The organism is Oceaniglobus ichthyenteri, from assembly GCF_003057885.1.
In the GTDB taxonomy this organism is placed as follows: domain Bacteria; phylum Pseudomonadota; class Alphaproteobacteria; order Rhodobacterales; family Rhodobacteraceae; genus Oceaniglobus; species Oceaniglobus ichthyenteri.
In genome coordinates this window covers 51,831-71,219 of sequence record NZ_QAGK01000002.1, presented here as the reverse complement: position 1 = coordinate 71,219, position 19,389 = coordinate 51,831, and the positions used below count along the sequence as shown (strand labels likewise).

19 protein-coding genes are annotated in these 19,389 nt (G+C 59.2%); 7 read left to right on the top strand and 12 right to left on the bottom strand.

The window, feature by feature from the left end; translation table 11 throughout:
- Positions 1 to 127 precede the first annotated feature (127 nt).
- Entirely contained in the window at positions 128 to 343 is a 216-nt protein-coding gene (locus C8265_RS03380) for a DUF3072 domain-containing protein (RefSeq protein WP_108482594.1), read from the bottom strand.
- Positions 344 to 467: 124 nt separating this feature from the next.
- Here C8265_RS03380 and C8265_RS03375 point away from each other — a divergent pair, with 124 nt between their 5' ends.
- The 6 genes from C8265_RS03375 to C8265_RS03350 all read left to right on the top strand — a co-directional run bounded on the left by C8265_RS03375 (position 468) and on the right by C8265_RS03350 (position 6,317).
- Positions 468 to 875 (top strand): cytidine deaminase, encoded by a 408-nt coding sequence (locus tag C8265_RS03375; protein WP_476703832.1) that lies wholly within the window; start codon positions 468 to 470, stop codon positions 873 to 875.
- A gap of 3 nt (positions 876 to 878) precedes the next feature.
- On the top strand, positions 879 to 2,168 hold the full coding sequence (locus tag C8265_RS03370) for a thymidine phosphorylase (protein WP_108482593.1): 1,290 nt from the start codon (positions 879 to 881) through the stop codon (positions 2,166 to 2,168).
- Positions 2,168 to 3,328 carry a phosphopentomutase gene (locus C8265_RS03365; RefSeq protein ID WP_108482592.1) on the top strand — a complete coding sequence of 387 codons (1,161 nt, stop codon included), beginning with the start codon at positions 2,168 to 2,170 and terminating at the stop codon, positions 3,326 to 3,328. Before C8265_RS03370 ends, C8265_RS03365 begins: the two co-directional genes overlap by 1 nt.
- Positions 3,325 to 4,311: an adenosine deaminase gene (locus C8265_RS03360; RefSeq protein ID WP_108482591.1), complete on the top strand. Its 987-nt coding sequence runs from the start codon at positions 3,325 to 3,327 to the stop codon at positions 4,309 to 4,311. The genes C8265_RS03365 and C8265_RS03360 overlap by 4 nt, the downstream gene beginning before the upstream one ends.
- The gene (gene upp / locus C8265_RS03355) at positions 4,308 to 4,940 is read left to right on the top strand and encodes a uracil phosphoribosyltransferase (protein ID WP_108482590.1); all 633 of its coding nucleotides are present in this window, start codon (positions 4,308 to 4,310) and stop codon (positions 4,938 to 4,940) included. The genes C8265_RS03360 and upp overlap by 4 nt, the downstream gene beginning before the upstream one ends.
- A 72-nt stretch (positions 4,941 to 5,012) precedes the next feature.
- On the top strand, positions 5,013 to 6,317 hold the full coding sequence (locus C8265_RS03350; protein WP_108482589.1) for an SPOR domain-containing protein: 1,305 nt from the start codon (positions 5,013 to 5,015) through the stop codon (positions 6,315 to 6,317).
- A 33-nt stretch (positions 6,318 to 6,350) separates the two neighbouring features.
- Here the strand turns inward: C8265_RS03350 and C8265_RS03345 are convergent, their stop codons facing one another.
- Positions 6,351 to 7,367 (bottom strand): hypothetical protein, encoded by a 1,017-nt coding sequence (locus tag C8265_RS03345; RefSeq protein WP_108482588.1) that lies wholly within the window; start codon positions 7,365 to 7,367, stop codon positions 6,351 to 6,353.
- 412 nt (positions 7,368 to 7,779) lie between these two features.
- Between C8265_RS03345 and C8265_RS03335 the strand changes: the two genes are divergently transcribed.
- A complete protein-coding gene (locus C8265_RS03335; RefSeq protein WP_108482586.1) occupies positions 7,780 to 8,424 on the top strand; it encodes a sulfotransferase family 2 domain-containing protein in 645 nt (214 codons plus the stop codon).
- 5 nt (positions 8,425 to 8,429) lie between these two features.
- Here C8265_RS03335 and C8265_RS03330 read toward each other — a convergent pair whose 3' ends face one another.
- From C8265_RS03330 to C8265_RS03285, 10 genes are all read right to left on the bottom strand, one after another.
- On the bottom strand, positions 8,430 to 10,619 hold the full coding sequence (locus C8265_RS03330; protein WP_108482585.1) for a 3-hydroxyacyl-CoA dehydrogenase NAD-binding domain-containing protein: 2,190 nt from the start codon (positions 10,617 to 10,619) through the stop codon (positions 8,430 to 8,432).
- A gap of 34 nt (positions 10,620 to 10,653) precedes the next feature.
- On the bottom strand, positions 10,654 to 11,106 hold the full coding sequence (locus C8265_RS03325) for a hypothetical protein (protein ID WP_126623141.1): 453 nt from the start codon (positions 11,104 to 11,106) through the stop codon (positions 10,654 to 10,656).
- Between the two features lie 26 nt (positions 11,107 to 11,132).
- Positions 11,133 to 12,344, bottom strand: coding sequence for an acetyl-CoA C-acetyltransferase (locus tag C8265_RS03320; RefSeq protein ID WP_108482583.1), 1,212 nt, complete (start codon positions 12,342 to 12,344; stop codon positions 11,133 to 11,135).
- Positions 12,345 to 12,355: 11 nt separating this feature from the next.
- Entirely contained in the window at positions 12,356 to 12,991 is a 636-nt protein-coding gene (locus C8265_RS03315; protein ID WP_240610959.1) for a glutathione S-transferase family protein, read from the bottom strand.
- 268 nt (positions 12,992 to 13,259) lie between these two features.
- Positions 13,260 to 14,783 carry a tripartite tricarboxylate transporter permease gene (locus C8265_RS03310; protein ID WP_108482581.1) on the bottom strand — a complete coding sequence of 508 codons (1,524 nt, stop codon included), beginning with the start codon at positions 14,781 to 14,783 and terminating at the stop codon, positions 13,260 to 13,262.
- Positions 14,784 to 14,788: 5 nt separating this feature from the next.
- Positions 14,789 to 15,361, bottom strand: coding sequence for a tripartite tricarboxylate transporter TctB family protein (locus C8265_RS03305; RefSeq protein ID WP_126623140.1), 573 nt, complete (start codon positions 15,359 to 15,361; stop codon positions 14,789 to 14,791).
- Between the two features lie 82 nt (positions 15,362 to 15,443).
- Positions 15,444 to 16,442 (bottom strand): tripartite tricarboxylate transporter substrate binding protein, encoded by a 999-nt coding sequence (locus tag C8265_RS03300; protein ID WP_108482579.1) that lies wholly within the window; start codon positions 16,440 to 16,442, stop codon positions 15,444 to 15,446.
- A gap of 136 nt (positions 16,443 to 16,578) precedes the next feature.
- Complete coding sequence (locus C8265_RS03295; RefSeq protein ID WP_108482578.1) at positions 16,579 to 17,337, bottom strand: enoyl-CoA hydratase/isomerase family protein; 759 nt, start codon at positions 17,335 to 17,337, stop codon at positions 16,579 to 16,581.
- Position 17,338: 1 nt separating this feature from the next.
- Positions 17,339 to 18,493: a CaiB/BaiF CoA transferase family protein gene (locus tag C8265_RS03290; protein WP_108482577.1), complete on the bottom strand. Its 1,155-nt coding sequence runs from the start codon at positions 18,491 to 18,493 to the stop codon at positions 17,339 to 17,341.
- A gap of 39 nt (positions 18,494 to 18,532) precedes the next feature.
- Positions 18,533 to 19,327 carry an IclR family transcriptional regulator gene (locus C8265_RS03285; protein WP_108482576.1) on the bottom strand — a complete coding sequence of 265 codons (795 nt, stop codon included), beginning with the start codon at positions 19,325 to 19,327 and terminating at the stop codon, positions 18,533 to 18,535.
- Between the last annotated feature and the right edge of the window lie 62 nt (positions 19,328 to 19,389).

The following is a 19,389-nucleotide window of genomic DNA, read 5'->3' as shown; positions in this document are numbered from 1 at the left end:
GGTGTTACCCGGCACGGGGCGGTCTTAACCTTCAAGGACTTTCAAATCAGATGCGAAAATGTCCGCTGGCCTGCGTTGATCTCTGTAAAATCATGGTGCGGGCGGCCATATTCCGGCTGTGCAGACCTTACTCAAGATCCAGTTTAACGCGCAGGGCGTCGATCCGCGCCTGCGCCTGACGGCGTGACAGGGCGGTATCAAACGGCTCACCGGCCCGGTCGCAAAGATTGCGCAGTAAGGCGGCCTGCTTTTCGGTCATCGGTTCCGGTTCGCCGTGATCCGCGGCGGGAATGCCGCCAACGGGATGCCCCGGAGCAACGGCGGGTTTTTCTTCTTTTGGCATCTGCCGACTCCTCTTTTATATGGATTTGGTGATTTCTTTTGGTCTTGCATTGGGAACGTTTGGCTGTCGGGCCGGGTTCCCCCTTGATTGTGCGAATGACACAGGACACGATGTCACAACCAAGATCGAAGGAACCGATATGTCGTTGAAAACAGCCGCCCGCCAGGCGCGCGATAACGCCCATGCGCCTTATTCCGGATTTGCCGTGGGGGCCGCCATCCTGACCGACAAGGGCAATGTTTATGCCGGCTGCAATGTTGAAAATGTCGCCTATCCCGAAGGCACCTGTGCCGAGGCGGGGGCGATTGCGGCAATGGTTGCGGCGGGCGAACGGGTCATCGCCGAGGCGTATGTGATCGCCGAAAGCCCGAAACCGGTGCCGCCCTGTGGCGGGTGCCGCCAGAAACTGGCCGAATTTGCGGCAGGCGACGTACCGGTAACGATGGCCACGATCAGTGGGCTGGCCGAAACGGTAACCGTGGCCGATCTGTTGCCCGGGGCCTTTACCGCCGATCATATGGAAACCCCCTAAAGGATGGAAACACGCGCCCTTCTTTCAGCGTTGCGCGCAGGACAGGCGCCCGATCATGATGCCCTGAGCGGGTTTGCGGCGGGGCTGGCCGATGGCACGGTGTCTGATGCCCAGGCCGGGGCGTTTGCCATGGCGGTGTGTCTGAACGGGCTGGGCGATGCGGGCACGGTCGCCCTGACCCAGGCAATGCGCGACAGCGGCGATGTGTTGGCATGGGATTTGCCCGGCCCGGTGGTGGACAAACATTCCACCGGCGGGGTGGGCGATCCGGTATCGTTGATCCTGGCGCCGATGCTGGCGGCGCTGGGGTGTTATGTGCCGATGATTTCGGGGCGGGGGTTGGGCCATTCGGGCGGCACGCTGGATAAGCTTGAATCGATCCCGGGTGTTTCGACCACAGTCGATGAACCCGGGTTTCGCGCGATTGTTGGCGATACTGGCTGTGCCATCGTATCGGCCACGGGGGCGATCGCGCCTGCTGACAAACGGTTGTATGCGGTGCGTGATGTCACCGGTACGGTCGACAGTATTGATCTGATTACCGCCTCGATCCTGTCAAAAAAGCTGGCCGGTGGGATCGGCACGTTGGTGTTGGATGTCAAGGTTGGGTCGGGCGCATTCATGCCCACGGCCAAGGCGGCCCGCGCCTTGGCGCAACAATTGGTGGCCACGGCCAACGGGGCGGGCTGTGCCACACGCGCCCTGATCACGGATATGAACCAACCGTTGGCCCCCGCTGTTGGCAATGCGGTGGAAGTGGCGGCAGTGATGGCTGTTTTGAACGGCGCAACCGACACGCCTTTGGCGCAAGTGGCGCTGAAGCTTGGGGCCAGCGTTCTGACCCTGGCGGGGCAGGGCGCGCGCACCGCCGATCTGGCCGCCACTTTGCGCGATGGGCGCGCGGCTGAGCGGTTTGGCCGGATGATTGCCGCGCTGGGCGGGCCTGTGGATTTCGTTGAAAATTGGGAAACGCACCTGCCCACCGCCCCGGTGATCGTTGATTTGCCCGCACCCGAAACCGGCGATATCGCGGCGATTGACGGTGTGGCGCTGGGCGAGACTGTGGTGCGCCTGGGCGGGGGGCGGATGGTGGAATCCGGCCGGATCGATCCGGCGGTCGGCCTGTCGCACATCCGCCGCCTGGGGGATCGGGTGACCAAGGGCGACACGCTGCTGCGCATACACGCCGCCACATCCGACAGCGCCGATGCCGCCGCGCGCCGCCTGCGCCGCGCGATCACAATCGGCGTGCCACCCACACTGCCCCCATTGATCCATGAGGAGTTCGCCTGATGCCCCGCGCCATTCTGATCGTGCTTGATTCTGTCGGTTGTGGCGGTGCGCCCGATGCCGCCGATTTTGGTGACGAAGGGGCCAACACCCTGGCCCATATCGCGCAATCCACCCAACTGCGCCTGCCCAACCTTGACGCGCTGGGCCTGGGCGCGGCGGTCCGCCTTGCCTCGGGCGATGCGACGCCGGGGCTGAATGCCACGCCCACGGGCCTTTGGGGTGCGGCAACCGAAGTGTCGCGCGGCAAGGACACGCCATCGGGTCATTGGGAACTGGCCGGTGTGCCGGTCCCTTGGGAGTGGACGGTGTTTCCCGATACCACACCGGCCTTTCCCGCCGATATTTCGGCCTTGGCCGCGAAATTGGCTGGTACCGATGGCATATTGGGCAATTGCCACGCGTCGGGCACCGCGATTATTGACCGGCTGGGCGGCGAACATATCCGCACCGGATGGCCGATCTGTTATACCTCGGCCGATAGCGTGTTTCAGATTGCCGCCCACGAACAGCATTTCGGCCTTGATCGCCTGTTGCGCCTGTGCGCCGATCTGGCCCCGACCTTGCATAAGATGAAGGTGGGCCGGGTGATCGCGCGTCCGTTTATCGGCGAACCCGGCGCATTTCAACGCACCCCGCACCGGCGCGATTACGCCATCGCCTTGCCCGAACCCGGCCTGTGTGATTGGGTGCAAACCGCAGGTGGCACCGTGCATGCGGTGGGCAAGATCGGCGATATATTTTCGATGCAGGGCATTGATACCGTCGACAAAGGCAGCGATGCCGATCTGCTGACCGCGCTGGCGCAAAGGATAGACACCGCCGAAGATGGCAGCCTGATCTTTGCCAATTTCGTTGAGTTTGACAGTAATTTCGGCCACCGCCGCGATGTGAAAGGATATGCCGGACACCTTGAATGGTTCGATGCCGCGCTGCCCGGTCTGTTGGCAAAACTGCGCAGCGGCGATGTTTTGATCATTACCGCCGATCATGGCAATGATCCGACATGGCATGGCACCGAACACACCCGCGAACGGGTGCCGGTTCTTGTCGCCGGGGCGGGCAGTGGTGAAATCGGCCATTGCGCGTTTGTCGATGTTGCGGCATCCCTTGCGGCGCACCTGTCCCTCCCCACCCCCAAACGTGGAAAGAGCTTTTTGTGACCCTGTCGAGCCGCCCCAAGATCGAACTGCACCTGCACCACGAAGGGGCCGCGCCCCCCGCATTTATCAAACGTCTGGCGCAAGAGAAAAAGGTGGATATCAGCCGGGTGTTCAACGAACAGGGCGATTACAGCTATACCGATTTCTGGGATTTCCTGAAGGTATACGAAGCCGCGACCAGCGTGTTGCAAACCCCCGAGGATTACGCCCGCCTGACCCGCGCCGTTCTGGCCGAAAGTGCCGCCAATGGGGTGATTTACAGCGAAACGTTTCTGTCACCCGATTTTTGCGGGGGCCGCGATGTGGGCGCGTGGCGCGAATATCTGCATGCGATCCGCGAAGCCGCCGATCAGGCCGAGCGGGAAGATGGCATCGTTTTGCGCGGCATTGTCACCTGTATCCGCCATTTCGGCCCGGAAAAGGCGCGGGAAACGGCGCTGTGTGCGGCGGAAACTGCGGGCGATTGGATTGTCGGTTTTGGCATTGCGGGCGATGAGCAGGCCGGCAAACCCAAGGATTTCGCCTACAGCTTTGACATGGCGCGCGAGGCGGGCTTGCGCCTGACCGCCCATGCCGGTGAATGGGGTGGGCCCGACTCGGTGCGCGATGCGCTGGATGATCTGCGGGTCGAACGTATCGGCCACGGCGTGCGCGCCATCGAAGATTTGGCGCTTGTTGATCGTTTGGCCGAAGATGGTGTGGTGCTTGAGGTATGTCCGGGATCAAACATCGCCCTTGGCGTTTACAAAACCTGGGCCGATCACCCGATCCATGCCTTGCGCGAACGCGGCGTCAAGGTGACCGTATCCACCGATGATCCGCCGTTCTTTCACACCACCATGACCGATGAATACGACCGTTTGGCGGCGACATTCGATTGGGATGAGGGCGTGTTTGAAGACATCGAAAACACCAGCCTGAGCGCCGCATTCTGCGACCAGGCCACCAAAGATGCGTTGAAAAAACGATTGGAGACCCGATGACCGACCACCTGACCATCGTCCGCCACCCGCTTGTGCAACATAAACTGTCGCTCATGCGTGATAAGGATACGCCGACTGTGGTATTTCGCCAGTTATTGCGCGAAATCAGTCAGTTATTGGCCTATGAGGTCACCGAAAACCTGGCGATGACGACCAAGACAATCCAAACGCCCATGTGTGAAATGGAAGCGCCGGTTCTGGATGGGCGCAAAATGGCGCTGGTGTCGATCTTGCGGGCGGGCAACGGATTGTTGGATGGAATCCTGGAATTGGTGCCATCGGCGCGGGTTGGGTTTGTCGGGCTTTACCGCGATGAGAAAACCCTGCAACCGGTGCAATATTATTGCAAATTGCCCAATGAATTGGATGAACGGTTGGTGATTGCCGTTGATCCGATGTTGGCCACGGGCAATTCATCGGCAGCGGCGATTGATCTGCTGAAACAGGCCGGTGCCAAGGATATTCGATTCCTTTGCCTGCTGGCCGCCCCCGAAGGCGTGGCGCGGATGAAAGAGGCCCATCCCGATGTGCCGATTGTCACCGCCGCATTGGATGATCGGCTTGACGAAAAGGGTTATATCGTGCCCGGTTTGGGCGATGCGGGGGACCGGATGTTTGGTACAAAATAGGCGGAATTGGCTTTACCCGTTTGGCAAATTCCGCCATCCTGTAGCGAAAATCAATGTGTGGGGGCACATTACATGAATGCTTTGCGGACAAGCGCCTTTGCCATCGCGGCTGCCTTTGCGATGGGTTTCACGATCAGCACGCCACTCAACGCCCAGGCGCTGAGTGGCAATGACCAACCGGCGGAATTTCCACCGGCCAGCTATACCGCCCGGCAATATGTCGACAGCAAAGGCTGCGTGTTTGTGCGCGCAGGCTTTGACGGGGCTGTGTCATGGGTGCCCCGGGTCAACCGGTCGCGCAAGAAACTGTGTGGCTTCAAGCCCACCAATGTGGCGCGGGTTGATGCACCGGTGATTGCCGATGCGCCGGGCACACCGCCGCCGTCGCTCACAGCGCCGGTGCGTGTGGCGCGCCCGGTTACCGCCCCGGTGGTTGCGGCGCAACCCCGTGTGGTCGCGCCACCTCCACCGGCCGCCGCCGCGCCCCGCGTGATTGCGCAAGCCCCGGTTGTGCGGCCCGCCGCGCCCGCCGCCCGTGTGGCCACCACCGCCGCGCCGCGCACGGTACGGGGTACTTGCCCCGGTGCATCGCCGATTTCGGCGCAATATATCAACCCCGGCGCACGCTGCGGCCCGCAGGCAGAACACCCCGCAGGCGGCGCGCAACCTGTGTTGCGCGGTGGCGCGGGCACTGTGACCGCCGGGCCGACGCCCATTGCGCTTCCGTCTTTGAAACCTGCGCCGGTCATCGCACCGCCGCCCGGTTATCGCGCCGCCTGGACCGATGACCGGCTGAACCCGAACCGTGGCAAGCAAACCCTGTCGGGTGCGTTGCAAACCGCCCTGATCTGGACCCAGACCGTGCCACGCCGTCTGGTCGACAATCGCGGCGAGGACCGCACCCGCGATTACAACTATCTGATCTATCCCTATACCGATTACGCCCGCCAGAAACGCGATCTGGCCGGGGGGCAGCATGTAACGATACGCCTGTCCAACGGTCAGCGGATGATCGTACACAAAAGCCAGTTGGGCGTGTCAAAACGCACCGGGCAAACCGTGCTGCGTTCGGATGTGAACCCCACGGTTTCCACCAAATCGGTGCGCGCCCCGGCGGCGACGGTGGCCAAGCCGGCCAAACAGGCGGCAGCGGGGCGATACGTGCAGGTTGGCACGTTCGGCAATCCGGGCAATGCGGCCAACACCGTGACCAGGTTACAGCGCGCTGGTCTGCCGGTGCGGGTGGGTAAGGTAAACCGTGGCGGGCGCACTCTTGAGGTTGTGGTCGCAGGCCCCTTTGCCAGTGCGCAGCAGGTTCAGAACGGTCTGAATATCGCCCGGCGCGCGGGCTTTGGCGATGCCTTCGTGCGCAAGTGATTGACCAATCGGCCCCCGTTCGGCAGGGGCCGGTTATTCGCCACAGATCCCTTGCAGGGTGACCCATTGGCCATCGGTCAACACCGTGCGCTGGGCCTCGGGTGCGACGGGATCGGCCTCGATCAGGGGCAGGGTGTCTTCGCCGGAAATATCCAGAGCATAGCCATAAGGGGTTGAACTGACTCCGGCGAGGCGAAACCGCTCTAACAGATCATCGGTGTCGATCTTGCTGGGCGGGCGCAGCATCAGGCGTTCGGCATAGGTTTCCAGGGTTTCGACAGGCATGTGCCCGGTGGTCAGCAATTGAAACGCCGACACGGCCCCGACATCCAACAACATACGTTCCAGCGGGTCGAGATGGCGCGCGCGCTCATCCTCGGCCAGGATATATCCGGCCAGGGGCGCGGGGCCTTCGAAATCTTCGATCAGGGCGCGGTTCAACAAAATGTACCCCCCCGGCAGATGTTCCGACGCGCTTACCCCCCGCGACAGCACCACCAACCGCACCTGCCGGTCGGGCAACAGGCGGTGCGCCAGCATCTCCAACACCTCATCGGATTGGCGTGTGGTACAGGGGCGGCCCGCCACCCGTTGAATCGTGGCCAACAATTGGCCGCCAATGTCGGCGCGGCTGGCCGGTGGCACCACCTTGACCGTGTGGCGGATCATGGCACCGGGCAACCAGAACACAGCCAGAGCGGTGACAACCGCAACCGACCCCGCCGCCAGATAATAGCGCAGCCGCCCCCGCCGCGGGCGATGTTTTTCAACAACTTTGCGCACTTTTTCGATGGCGTCGATCATTGTGTCGTCGGCCAGTTCCAATCGTTCGTCGGCGTCAGATCCGGGGCTGAACAGGGCGGGGCGTTCGCCCGGGTTTTCCCGGCGCACAGCGGCAAGCGACCAATGCGCCAGCGCGGTTTCGTTCATGTCGAAAATCGCCAAGGTGGCATCGCCCAAGGTAACGACGACGTCGCGCCGTTGGTCCAGCCGACCGGCGCGCCAGATGCCTGTGGTTTCCAGCCGTTCAAATTCTTTTAGCGCTGTCATGGGCCTGCTGGGCGGATAAGCGCCGCCCTTCTGTTGTTATTGCGTCTCACCATAGGGGAAACAAACGGGCCAAACAACGGGTGTCGCCCATATGAGTTTGGCGCGAATCTCTTTATGGTTGTGGTGGTAAAAGGCGGCGCGCTGGTCTTTGCGCCGGTGCGATGACACAACCGGGTCATGGTATTTTCACGAACGGTTGTTACAAAAGGGCGCGCGCCACCGTTATCGGGCGATTTCAAACAGGTCTGGATCTGATGCACCGTGCCACCTCTGAAAATCTGGCTCCGGTTCGCGCCGGTCTGACGGTTCTTCTGGCCCTGTCACCTAACGGGGTTGGCCATACTCTTGTTCCGCGGGCGGTGAAAGATATCGGTGTTTCGCCATTTTCGGCGCACCACACCGGGGCGCGGGCATGATCATTTCGCCGGGCCGTCGGTTTGTCTTTGTCCATGTGCCGAAAACCGGTGGCACGTCGCTGACACTGGCGCTTGAGGCGCGGGCGATGAAAGATGATATCCTGATCGGCGACACCCCCAAGGCGCAAAGGCGGCGCAAGCGGCTGAAGGGTTTGCAGGCGCGCGGGCGGTTATGGAAACACGCAACCCTGGCCGATATCGAAGGTGTGCTGCCCCAAGAAACGTTAGAGGCGATGCAGGTCGTGACCCTGGTGCGCAATCCGTGGGATCGGATGGTAAGCTATTACCATTGGCTGCGCGATCAGACCTTTGATCATCCCGCAACAGCCTTGGCCAAAACCCTGAATTTTGCAGATTTCCTGCGCCACGATCACACACAGCGCAGCTTTTCTGCTGAACATTTCGGGCATTATGTGACCGGCTCAGACGGGGCAGAGCGCCCGGCGCTGTTTATCCGGCTGGAACATCTGGCACAGGATTTACGCCCCTTCGAGGCGCATCTGGGCTTTTCGTTCGATATGCCGCATTACAATTCGTCGCGCCGCCCGGGCGGGTATCGCGCGCTGTATGACAGTGACACGCGCGATCTGTTGGGGCGGATGTGCGCGCGTGATATTGCGCGCTTTGGGTATCGGTTTTAATGGCGCTAAGCCACCTGTTGTGCCTGTGTTGCGCCATAAAATTTGGCGTTTTCCGCCGCCATATCGCGCAACATGTCCGGTGCTTTGAACCGGTCGCCATGGGTTGCGGCCAAATCATCGCAAATCTCAACTGCATTGGCCGCACCGATCATATCCAGCCATGAAAACGGCCCGCCCGACCAGGGCGCAAAGCCCCAGCCCAGGATCGCGCCCACGTCACCTTCGCGGATATCGCTCAGCACGCCGTCTTCCAATGCGCGCACGGCCTCAAGCACTTGGGCAAACATCAGGCGGTGCTGCACCTCGGACAAATCGGGCTGGGGATCGGTTTGGGGGTATTTTGACAGGCCGTCCCACAACCCGGTGCGTTTGCCTTTTTCGTCATAGGCGTAAAACCCGGCCCCCGCTTTGCGCCCCAATCGGCCCGCGTCAGCCATCCAGAACAGCACCTCATCCACCGCGCCGTCGGGGTAAGCATCACCCATCGCCGCGCGCGTCGCCTTGGCGATTTTCACGCCCAAATCGATGCTGGTTTCATCGACCAATTGCAGCGGCCCCAAAGGAAAGCCCAGCATTTTCGCGGCATTTTCAATCAGCGGTGGTGCGATGCCTTCGGCCACCATGCGGATGCCTTCGTTAATATAGGGGATGATACAGCGGTTGGCGTAAAAGAACCGCGCATCATTCACCACAATCGGGGTTTTACGGATCTGGCGCACGAAATCCAACGCTTTGGCGACCGCCACATCGCCGCTTTGCCCGCCCTTGATGATTTCAACCAGCATCATTTTTTCGACCGGGCTAAAGAAATGGATGCCGATGAAATTTTCCGGCCGCGCGCTGGCCTTGGCCAATTGCCCAATCGGCAGGGTCGATGTGTTGGTGGCAAAGATGCAATCCGCGCCCACCACGGCCTCAACCGCTTTGGTCACTTCGGCCTTGATGGTGACGTCCTCAAACACCGCCTCGATGATCAAATCACAGCCCTTCAGCGCGGCGTAATCGGTGGTGGCGGTGATTTGCGCCAACACTTGTTCTTTCTTCTCAGGCGTTGCCTTTTTGCGGGCGATGCCCTTGTCCATATAGTCGGCGCTGTGGGCTTTGCCTTTGTCGGCGGCCTCTTGCTTTTGATCAATCAGCACCACTTCGATGCCCGCCATGGCGGCGACCAGGGCAATGCCCGCCCCCATCATGCCCGCACCGAGCACGCCAAGTTTTTTTACCGTTTGATCGGCGACATCGGGGCGGTTTGCGCCCTTTTCCAACGCCTGTTTGTTGATGAACAAGCTGCGGATCATCGCCGAACTGCTGGGGTTCATCAGCACATGGGTGAACCACCGCGCCTCGATTTTCAGGGCCGTGTCAAAGGGCACCAATGCGCCCTCATAAACCGCCGATAACAACGCCTTGGCCGCCGGAAACACCCCTTGGGTTTTGCCGTTGACCATGGCCGAGGCGCCAACGAATGTCATAAATCCGGCGGGGTGATAGGGTGCGCCGCCGGGCATCTTCCAACCCTTCACATCCCAGGGTTTCACGATATCGGCGTCTTTTGCCGCCAACACCCAGGCGCGCGCGTCGGCCACGGGATCGGCGCTGACCTCATCAACCAAGGACGCGCTTTTGGCCTTTTTCGGGTCCAACATCTTGCCTTCCAGCAAAACTGGCGCGGCGGCCATGGCCCCCACCATCCGCGAATACCGCGTGGTGCCGCCACCGCCGGGGAATATCCCCAACAGGATTTCGGGCAGGCCGATTTTGGCCTTTGGATTGTCGGTCATGAACCGGCGATGACAGGCCAGCGCGATTTCGGTGCCGATGCCCGCACAGGTGCCGTTGATCGCACAGGCCACGGGTTTGCCACCCTTGTTGGTTTTCGCATCCATCCCGGCGCGTTCCAGTTTGCGCAAGATACGGTGGCCGTTCATGGTGAAATCAAACAGGCCCTGGGCCGGATTATCGCCGGATTCCGCGCGGATACTGGCCAGCACATTCAAATCCATCCCGCCGGCGAAATCCTTTTTGCCGCTGGTGATGACAATGCCTTTCACCGCATCATCGCCCAAGGCGCGGTCGATGTGATCTTCGACAGTTGCAAAGGCTTCGCGGGTCAGCACGTTCATGCTCTTGCCCGGCGCATCCCAGGTGATGATTGCAACACCGTCGGCGTCAATGTCATAGGTGAAATCGGTCATAACGTCGGCTCCAAATGTTTGGCCCAGGTTGGCTTTACCCGGCAGTGTGCGGTGGTTTTGCAAAGCGGTGCAATTGTGGAAATCGCAACGGCCCGGTTTGCGTGTCTATCGCGTTGTTCGCTGACTGCATTTTCCACTGCCCGTCGCGGCGGATATATATTAGCAGGCTGGGGTAGGGTGGGCAGATCCGGTGCCCGCGGCTGAGAAAATGGGTTTCATGGGTCGCCTCAATCCTGTCAGGGGCGATGAACCGCGCGGCCAGACATGTGCGAACACCATCGGTCACGTTGTTTTGCCGCATGAACCGCACAACCGCCCTGAACACCTCGTGCAGGTCGGGTTTTGTTTTGATCGTCAGCGTGTGTTCAAACGTTATTATGGTGTGGGGCAGATCGATGACTTTTGCGAAAGCTTCAAAATCTTTTGCGTGATAGGCGGCACTGATCTGGTCCAGAATATCCTGACCGATGGCCTTTGCCGTTGTCAAACCCGGTTCCGCCGATGCCATCGGTTTTATACCCGTTCAATGATCGTGGCGGCACCCATGCCGCTGGCGATGCACAAGGTGGCCAGGCCGATTTCCTTGTCGGATCGTTCCAGTTCATCAAGCAGCGTGTTGATGATGATCGCCCCGGTGGCCCCCAAGGGATGCCCCATGGCAATGGCACCGCCGTTCACGTTCACCTTTTCAGGGTCAACGTCAAACGCTTGCATGAACCGCAGAACGACGCTGGCGAAGGCTTCGTTCACTTCGAACAGGTCGATATCGCCAATCGCCATGCCGTGATCGTTCAGGATCTTCCGGGTTACCGGCACCGGCCCGGTCAGCATGATTGTGGGATCGGTTCCGATTTTCGCGGTGGCACGGATACGGGCGCGGGGTTTCAGGCCGCGTGCGGCGCCCCATTCCTTGCTGCCGACAAGAACAGCCGCCGCGCCATCGACGATCCCCGAACTGTTGCCCGCGTGATGAATGTGATTGATCCGCTCAAGATGGGGATATTTCATCAGCGCGACCTTGTCGAACCCCGGCATCACCTCGCCCATGTCCTTGAAACTGGGTTTTAGCGCGCCAAGGCTTTGCATATTCGTTTCGGGGCGCATGAATTCATCGCGCGACAGGATAGGCAGGCCATTGATATCGCGCACTTCGACGATGGATTTCGCAAACCGGTTTTCGGCCCAGGCCGCGGCGGCGCGTCTTTGGCTTTCCACGGCCAGGGCATCGGCATCATCCCGCGAAAACCCGTATTCGGTGGCAATCAGATCGGCGCTGATCCCCTGGGGTACGAAATAGGTATTCATGGCAAGGCTGGGATCAACCGCAATCGCCGCGCCATCGCTGCCCATGGGCACCCGGCCCATCATTTCAACGCCCCCGGCGATATATCCACCGCCCGCACCGCCGCGCACCTGATTGGCGGCCAGGTTCACCGCCTCCATTCCGCTGGCGCAAAAGCGGTTGATCGACAGGCCGGGAATTGCCTGGTCAAGATCACTGGCCAGAACGGCCGAGCGCGCCAGACATCCGCCTTGTTCGCCGATCTGGGTCACATTGCCCCAAATCACATCTTCCACCACATGGCCCGACAACCCGTTGCGCGCAGCGATCGCGTTCAACATCTGTGCCGACAGGCGCACACTGGTCACTTCATGCAGGCTGCCATCGATGCGGCCCTTGCCCCGCGGGCTGCGCACGGCATCGAAGATATAAGCGTCGGTCATTGGGTATCCTTTCAGGCGCGATCAGCGGGCGAGCCGGGCATCAGATCATAGGGGTGTTTCCACCCCGGCACCGCAGCAAGAGTGCCAAGCCAGCGGTCGATATGGGGCCATTCAGCCCGGTCAAACCCGAATGGTTCGGGGTAATACAGATAGCCACAGCAGGCCAGATCGGCAATGCTCACCCCATCGCCAACGATGAAATCACGCCCGTCCAGATGTGTGTTCAACACCCGATAGGCGGCCTTCAGGCGCGCTTGGGTAAAGGTGATAACCTCGGTCGGGCGTTTGTCGGCAGGCAGGAAATTCATCAAGAACCGGCACATTCCGGCCTGACCGGACAGTTTGTGATTGTCCCACAGGATCCAGCGCAAAATCTCGCGCCGGTCCTTGGGGGTGGCGGCGGTCAGGCGGCCGGTTTGTTGGACCACGTAATCCTGAATCGCGCCCGATTGGGTGAGGCGGTAATCGCCGTCAAACATCACTGGCACTTCGCCCATGGGATTGATTGTGTTCAGGTAATCAGCGGTTCGGGTTTCGCCGCCAAAGAAATCAACCTTGATCGGTGCCCACTCCAGCCCCGACAATTCCAGCGACAGCGCCGCTTTGTAAGCATTGCCGCTTTCGCCAAAGCAATAGAGTTTTATCAAATCGTCGGTCCTTTTCTTCTGGACGCACCAAGCCTGCCGAAGGGGCGTCGGAACGGTGACTCGTCTCTGGTTCTTGCTTACCCTTGCCACCACATGAACGCACAATGTTTGTGCCCCGTTCCCATGTAAGCAGCGGAACATTGCCGGGGCGGTCAAGTTTGACCTTGCGTAATCTCTGGTTTGTGGCGCGGGACCAAATGAAAACCCCCGGTGGCATCGGGTGCCACCGGGGGTTTTGCTGTTGCGCGCCTTTGATCAAATCGTGGTGTTACCCGATGGGCGTTTTGCGGATCTGACCGTTGCGCCATTCGCTGATGATGCTGAGGATGAGCATGATCAACGAAAGGATCAGCAGGGTCGCGGTGATCGGGCGCTGGAAAAGTTCAAAGACCTGATAATCCAGCATCTGCATCGATTTCGCGAACGCCGATTCACCAATGCCGCCCAGGATCAACCCCAACACGACACCCGCCGCAGAATATCCGGTAGACCGCATCATATATCCGATGACCCCGGCCAGAAACATGATCCAGACATCAACAAACAGGTTTCTGAGGGCATAAGATCCGATAATTGCCAATACAAGGATGCCCGGCGCCAACCACCGAAATGGCACGCGCAGTATGTGAACAACGGTTTTGGTCTGGAACCAGCCCAGAAACAGGATCAGGATATTCGCCCAGAACATTGCGGCAAATGTAATCCAGACCAGATCGCCGGACGTGATGAAAATCAACGGTCCGGGTTCCATGCCGTGAATTTGGAAAATACCCATGATCATTGCGGTCAATGCACCGCCCGGCAAACCAAGAGCCAACAATGGAATCATCGCCGCCCCGGTTGCTGCATTGTTTGCCGTTTCGGGCGCGACTACGCCTTCTAATTCACCCTTGCCGAAATTGGCCTTGTTCTTTGACCATTGCCGCGCCTGGCTATAGCCAAGAAAGGCCGCCAGTGTGGCACCAATGCCGGGCAAGACGCCGGCAAACAATCCGATCAGGACAGATCTGAATATTGTCCAGCGTACGGTGATGAATTCGGCAATCGTTGGAAATTCAATTGACGCTTTCGGGCGTTTGCGCTCTCCTTTGCTGATTGCGATGGCTTGGCCCAGAACTTCGGAAACAGCGAAAAACCCAAGGATCATTGGAATAAAGTGAATGCCGGCAGACATATAATAGGACTGATAATCCAATCCCAAAATCGACCCGTTGCTGAAACGCGGCACGCCGCCGATAGGGTCTGTGCCAATGGTGGCAATCATCAGACCCGCAAAGATCGACAACCACCCCTTCCACAGTGTTTTTGCCCCGATCGAGGCCGAAACGGTCAACCCGAAAACGATCAGTGCAAAGATTTCCGGCGGCCCGAACGCGCGCACGGCGAAAGATGCGACAACCCCGGTGAACATCATCATCACCACCGCCGACACCGTACCGCCCAGGGCCGAACAGCTGACGGCGGCGCCAATCGCCTTGCCTGCCTTGCCATTCAGGGTCATCGGATAGCCGTCAAGACAGGTCGGGGCGTTTTCCGGTGCGCCGGGAATGTTGAACAAAATCGCCGTGATCGCGCCGCCAAACACGCCGGCGCAATAAATCACCGAAAACAGCATCACCGCGTTTTCAGCGCTCATCGTGACGGTAAAGGGCAACAGAACCGCGCCCAGCGTCAACATGTTTACCCCGGGAATTGCGCCAAACAACATCCCCCCGAACAGGCCGAGAAAGAAAATTGAAATCGATGTTCCGTTGCCAAACAGCGACATCGTGCCTTGTATGAAAAGATCCATCTGCGTTACCTGCCAATTCGCGCGAATTCGATGATCGCCACATTGATGTCATAGAATATGTATTCATTGCCCAGTGGCAGAGCGACAAAGAAAAACCGGGTGAATATCAAAAGCGTAAGCCCATAGACGATCAGCAAGACCAAGGCGATTGGTTTAATCCTGTAGACGCCAAGCAGAAGTAAGAATCCCACGATGAAAACAGGCAGGGACACATATGCACCCAATATCGGCGTGATATATAGAAAGACGAATGGCCAGCAAAAGATCACAATACGGTGCAGCCATTGCCGACGTGTGACCTGTATTCGTTCAACCTCGGTATCATCGTCAGTCAATCCTGCGCGCAGAGCGTGTATTTGAATGACCAGTTGGAATGTCGCGCCAAAGAGCGCGGCAAACGCGATTACCTTTGGCCATCCCGACGCCCCGAAACGATAGTTTGAGATTTCTTCATCGAAATATGCGGTTTGTTGAAAGTACAGACCGATCAGAACGATCCAGAAACACCATTCTGCAACATAGCGGGCGTAGGGTCTGAAATCTGCCCACATTGAATTGGCTTTTATTGATTGAGACATCTGATTATCCTTGGGGCGTCCATCAGAGATTAGGGTCCGCGGCCATCGCAAAGCCGCAGACCTCTACGATTGCATCCAAGTTTTATTCAATCAGGCCGATCTCTTTATAGATCGCCTTATAGCTTTCGACCGACTTGTCGATCAGCGCCTTTGTGCCTTCGCTGTCGCGATAGCTGTTGATCAGGTTCATGAATTTCGCTTCATTGAACTTTGCATAGCCTTCGTTATCAAACGATGCGGCGCACACCGCCTCAAGGTAATCAACACGGTCCTGGGGCGTTCCCTTTTTCACATAAAAGCCGCGGAACCGGGTCAGGGCGTCGAAATCGGCGCCGACTTCCAGATGTGTTGGAACATCGGCAAAAACGCCGGGGCGTTCATCCAGAATGGTCAGGATCGGTTTCATCTGACCGGCATCGATAAAACTGCGCACGTCACCGGGTTGTTCAAACAAAACATCCACTTGCGACCCGATGAGCGACCCATAGGTTTCGGCCGGCTTGTCAAACGTCACCTGCCGCAGATCCAGATTCAGCGCCTCGGACAATTGGCGCATGGTCACCAACTCCATCGATCCGACGATGCCCAAAAGGCCCATGGTCACTTCGCCGGGATTGTCCTGAACATAGGTTTGGAAGCTGTCCCAATCGGTATAGCGGGTTTCGTCGGGGCGGATGTAAATCTGACTGAAGGTGATTTGCGTGGTGCACAGCGGAATCCAGTCTTCGGTCGGATTTTCGCGAATGTCGCCTTTGGCAAAGGCAACCACAGCCGTGTCGATATGTTGCAAAATGGTATAGCCATCGGCGGGGGCGATCATGAAATCTGGGATCGCGGCGGTGCCACCGCCCCCGGGTTTGTTGACGATCTGAAAGCTCAGGTCGGTTTCTTCCTCCATCGCCTTGACCATGGCGCGGGTCAGTTGATCAGACCCGCCACCGGCCCCATAAGGCACAATCACGGTAATCGGGCGTTTGCCGTATCCCGTGGGCATTTCCGGTATCGCGGCCTGGGCGATTGCGGCGGTGCCCATAAGGGCGGTCACAACACTGGTCGTCGCCAGTTTCATAAAGATGTTCATCGTGTTCTCCTCCTCTGTTGTGTGACGGGCAGAGGCCCGCCACTTTTGCCCTGTCCTTTGGGCCACCGCCGGGGCGGAAGGCCAATCCAGGGCAACATCGGGCATGTTCCCCTGGCGAAACGGCAAGCGCAGGCGCTTACGATGCGCGACGCTTCTCCCGAGCGGCGCGCAATGCGGTTTCACGGTAATCAAATATCCGTTGTTTCAGGCCGGGCCGCGCCGCAGTGCGCACGACGGCGGCCAAATCCAGATCATCGGTGTCGGCCCGGCTTAGCCCCAGCATTTCACCGACGGCATAGGCGGGCAGGGCGCGCGCCCTTTGTGCCAAGGCGGTTTCAAGCGTTGCCCAATCTTTGATATCGGCGGTGTCGGTGGCGAACCCGATGTTCACCGCTTCGGTGGCCGAAAATGTGCGGGTATCGATCAGAATATCCTGCGCCTTGTCCGTACCGACAATCTGCGCAAGGCGGCGGGTGCCCAGCGCCAGTTCAAAATTCCAGCCGGGCATCCGAAACCGCGCCTCTGGCACGGCCACCCGGCGCCAGCAGGCCGCAAACAGATCGGCCCCGGCGCCGACCACCTGGCCCTGGGCAAAGGCAACAATCGGAATCGGTGATTTGTGAATGGTCTGCAGCAACAGTTCGATCCGGACCAATCGCCACAAAAGATCACCGTCAGACAGGGTTTCAATGTCAGACAGGTCAAACCCGGTGCAGAAGTTTTTGCCATTGCCCCGAATTGTGGCCATGCGCACGTTTTGGGCGGTGCTGAACAGGTCTATCAATTGATCCACAACGTCGGGCGCAAGGCAATTGCCCTTGGCGGGGGTGTTCAGGATCACCGACAGAACATCGCCTTGGTTTTCAATCAGCACTTTGGCGTTTGGATCTTCCATATCAACCCCGCGCTTTCGCAGTTTCCGACAGTTCGCTCAGAACCTCTTGGGTGTGTTCGCCCAACTGGGGGGGGCGGCGTTGGATGGTTTGGGCGCGGTCGTTGATGCGCAGAACCGGACCAAAGGTTTTGGTCATCGCCCCACCGGGAAGCTCAAGTGGTTGCACCCACCCCATATGTTCCACCTGCGGATCGGCCAAGGCGTCAGGATAGGTGTTGATCGCGCTGCACGGCACACCGGCCTTGGTGAAAACATCCAACCAATGCGCGCTCGGTTTGGTTTTGAATATGTCTTCCAGCAACACGCGCAATTCGGTCTGATTTTGGGCGCGCAATGTCGGGGTGGCGTATTTTTCTTCGTCTTTCAGATCGGCGCGCCCCACGGCATCGCAGACCGCATACCATAAACTGTTGTTGCCTGCGGCCATGCCGAAATACCCATCCTGCGCCTCGAACGCCTGATAAGGGGCGTTGCGTGGATGCGCCGACCCCAGTTTGCGGGGCGCGCGTCCGGTGCCGAAAAATTCGCTGGTTTGCAGGGCAGAAACCCCCAAAGTCGCGCCCAGCATCGACACATCGATATGCTGGCCCTTTCCGGTGGTGGCCCGCTGCATCAGGGCCGATGCCACGCCAAACGCACCATAAAGGCCCGATACGAAATCACACAGCGGCACACCGCATTTCACCGGCGCGCCTCCGGGCTCTCCGGTCACGCTCATCACGCCGCTCATCGCCTGCATGGTCAGATCGAATCCGCCTTCGGTGGCGCGCGGGCCGGTTTGCCCGAACGCCGAAATCGAACAATAGACAAGCCCGGGGTTCACCGCCGACATGGTTTCATAATCCAGGCCATTGCGTTTCATCACGCCGGGGCGGAAATTTTCGATCACCACATCCGCCCCAAGGATAAGCTGCCGGGCATGGGCAATATCGCTGGGATCTTTCAGGTTCAGAACAACAGAACGTTTGCCGCGATTGACCGAGGCGAAATTTTCGCTGTAGCCATCGGTCAGCGGGGGCCAGGTGCGCATGGTGTCGCCGCTGGGGCGTTCCACCTTGATCACATCCGCGCCCATATCGGCCAACAACATGCCGCAATACGGACCTGCCGCAACTTCGCAAAATTCGATTACCTTGATATTATTCAACGCGGTCATACAGGCAGCTTTCCTTGAAATAATCCAAACCGCCCGGCACTATGAATGCGCGGCCAGTTCGGTGACGTTTTGAGCGAGGGCGCCCCAATCTTCGGGCGAACAGCCAAGTTGCAAAGAAACCTGGCGCCCGGTTTCGATGACATCGGGTGCATATTTTTCCATTTCAGCAGTGCTCAGCCGGCTGGCCGGGGCCGAAATGCCAATGGCGGCCACCACCGCGCCGCTGCGATCGGCAACCGGAGAGGCAAGCCCGTTGATATCGGCGCGCCATTCTCCATTGTTCAACGCATAGCGCCGTTTTCGATTGATTGCGGCTTCTTGCAAGAACCGGTCAACATCCATGATCGTGTTCGGCGTGCATTGGGTGACCGAGCGGAAAATCTCATGCACATCATCGGGTGGCAGATGCGCCATCAGGATCTTGCCGGTGGCGGTGCAATTTGCACGTGCCCGCCCGCCCAATTGGGTATAGGCGCGCACCGGTTCCTTGCTTTCGATTTTTTCCAGATAGATCACATCGCCGCCCTGGCATTCCGACAGGTGAACGGTTTCCTTGGTCAGCTCTGACAACTGCCGCATGTAAGGGCGGGCGACATCGCGCACCACGATGTTTGACACCACCTTTGTGCCAAATTCCCACATCCGCAATGTGGCGACATAGGCCGAACCGTCGGTTTTCTGCACGTATTTCAGGGCGACAAGGGTTTGCAACAAACGGTGCACATTGCTTTTGCCAAGGCCCAAACGCTGCGCCAGCTCTGTCACGCCGAGGGGCGCATCGCTTTTTGCCAGTTCCTCCAGCAGCGAGAATGCCTTTGCGACCGTCGTATCCATGACAATTCCTGTGGCTGTTTCTGATGTCAGCAAACAGAATGTTAACGCGCCTGTCAATATTA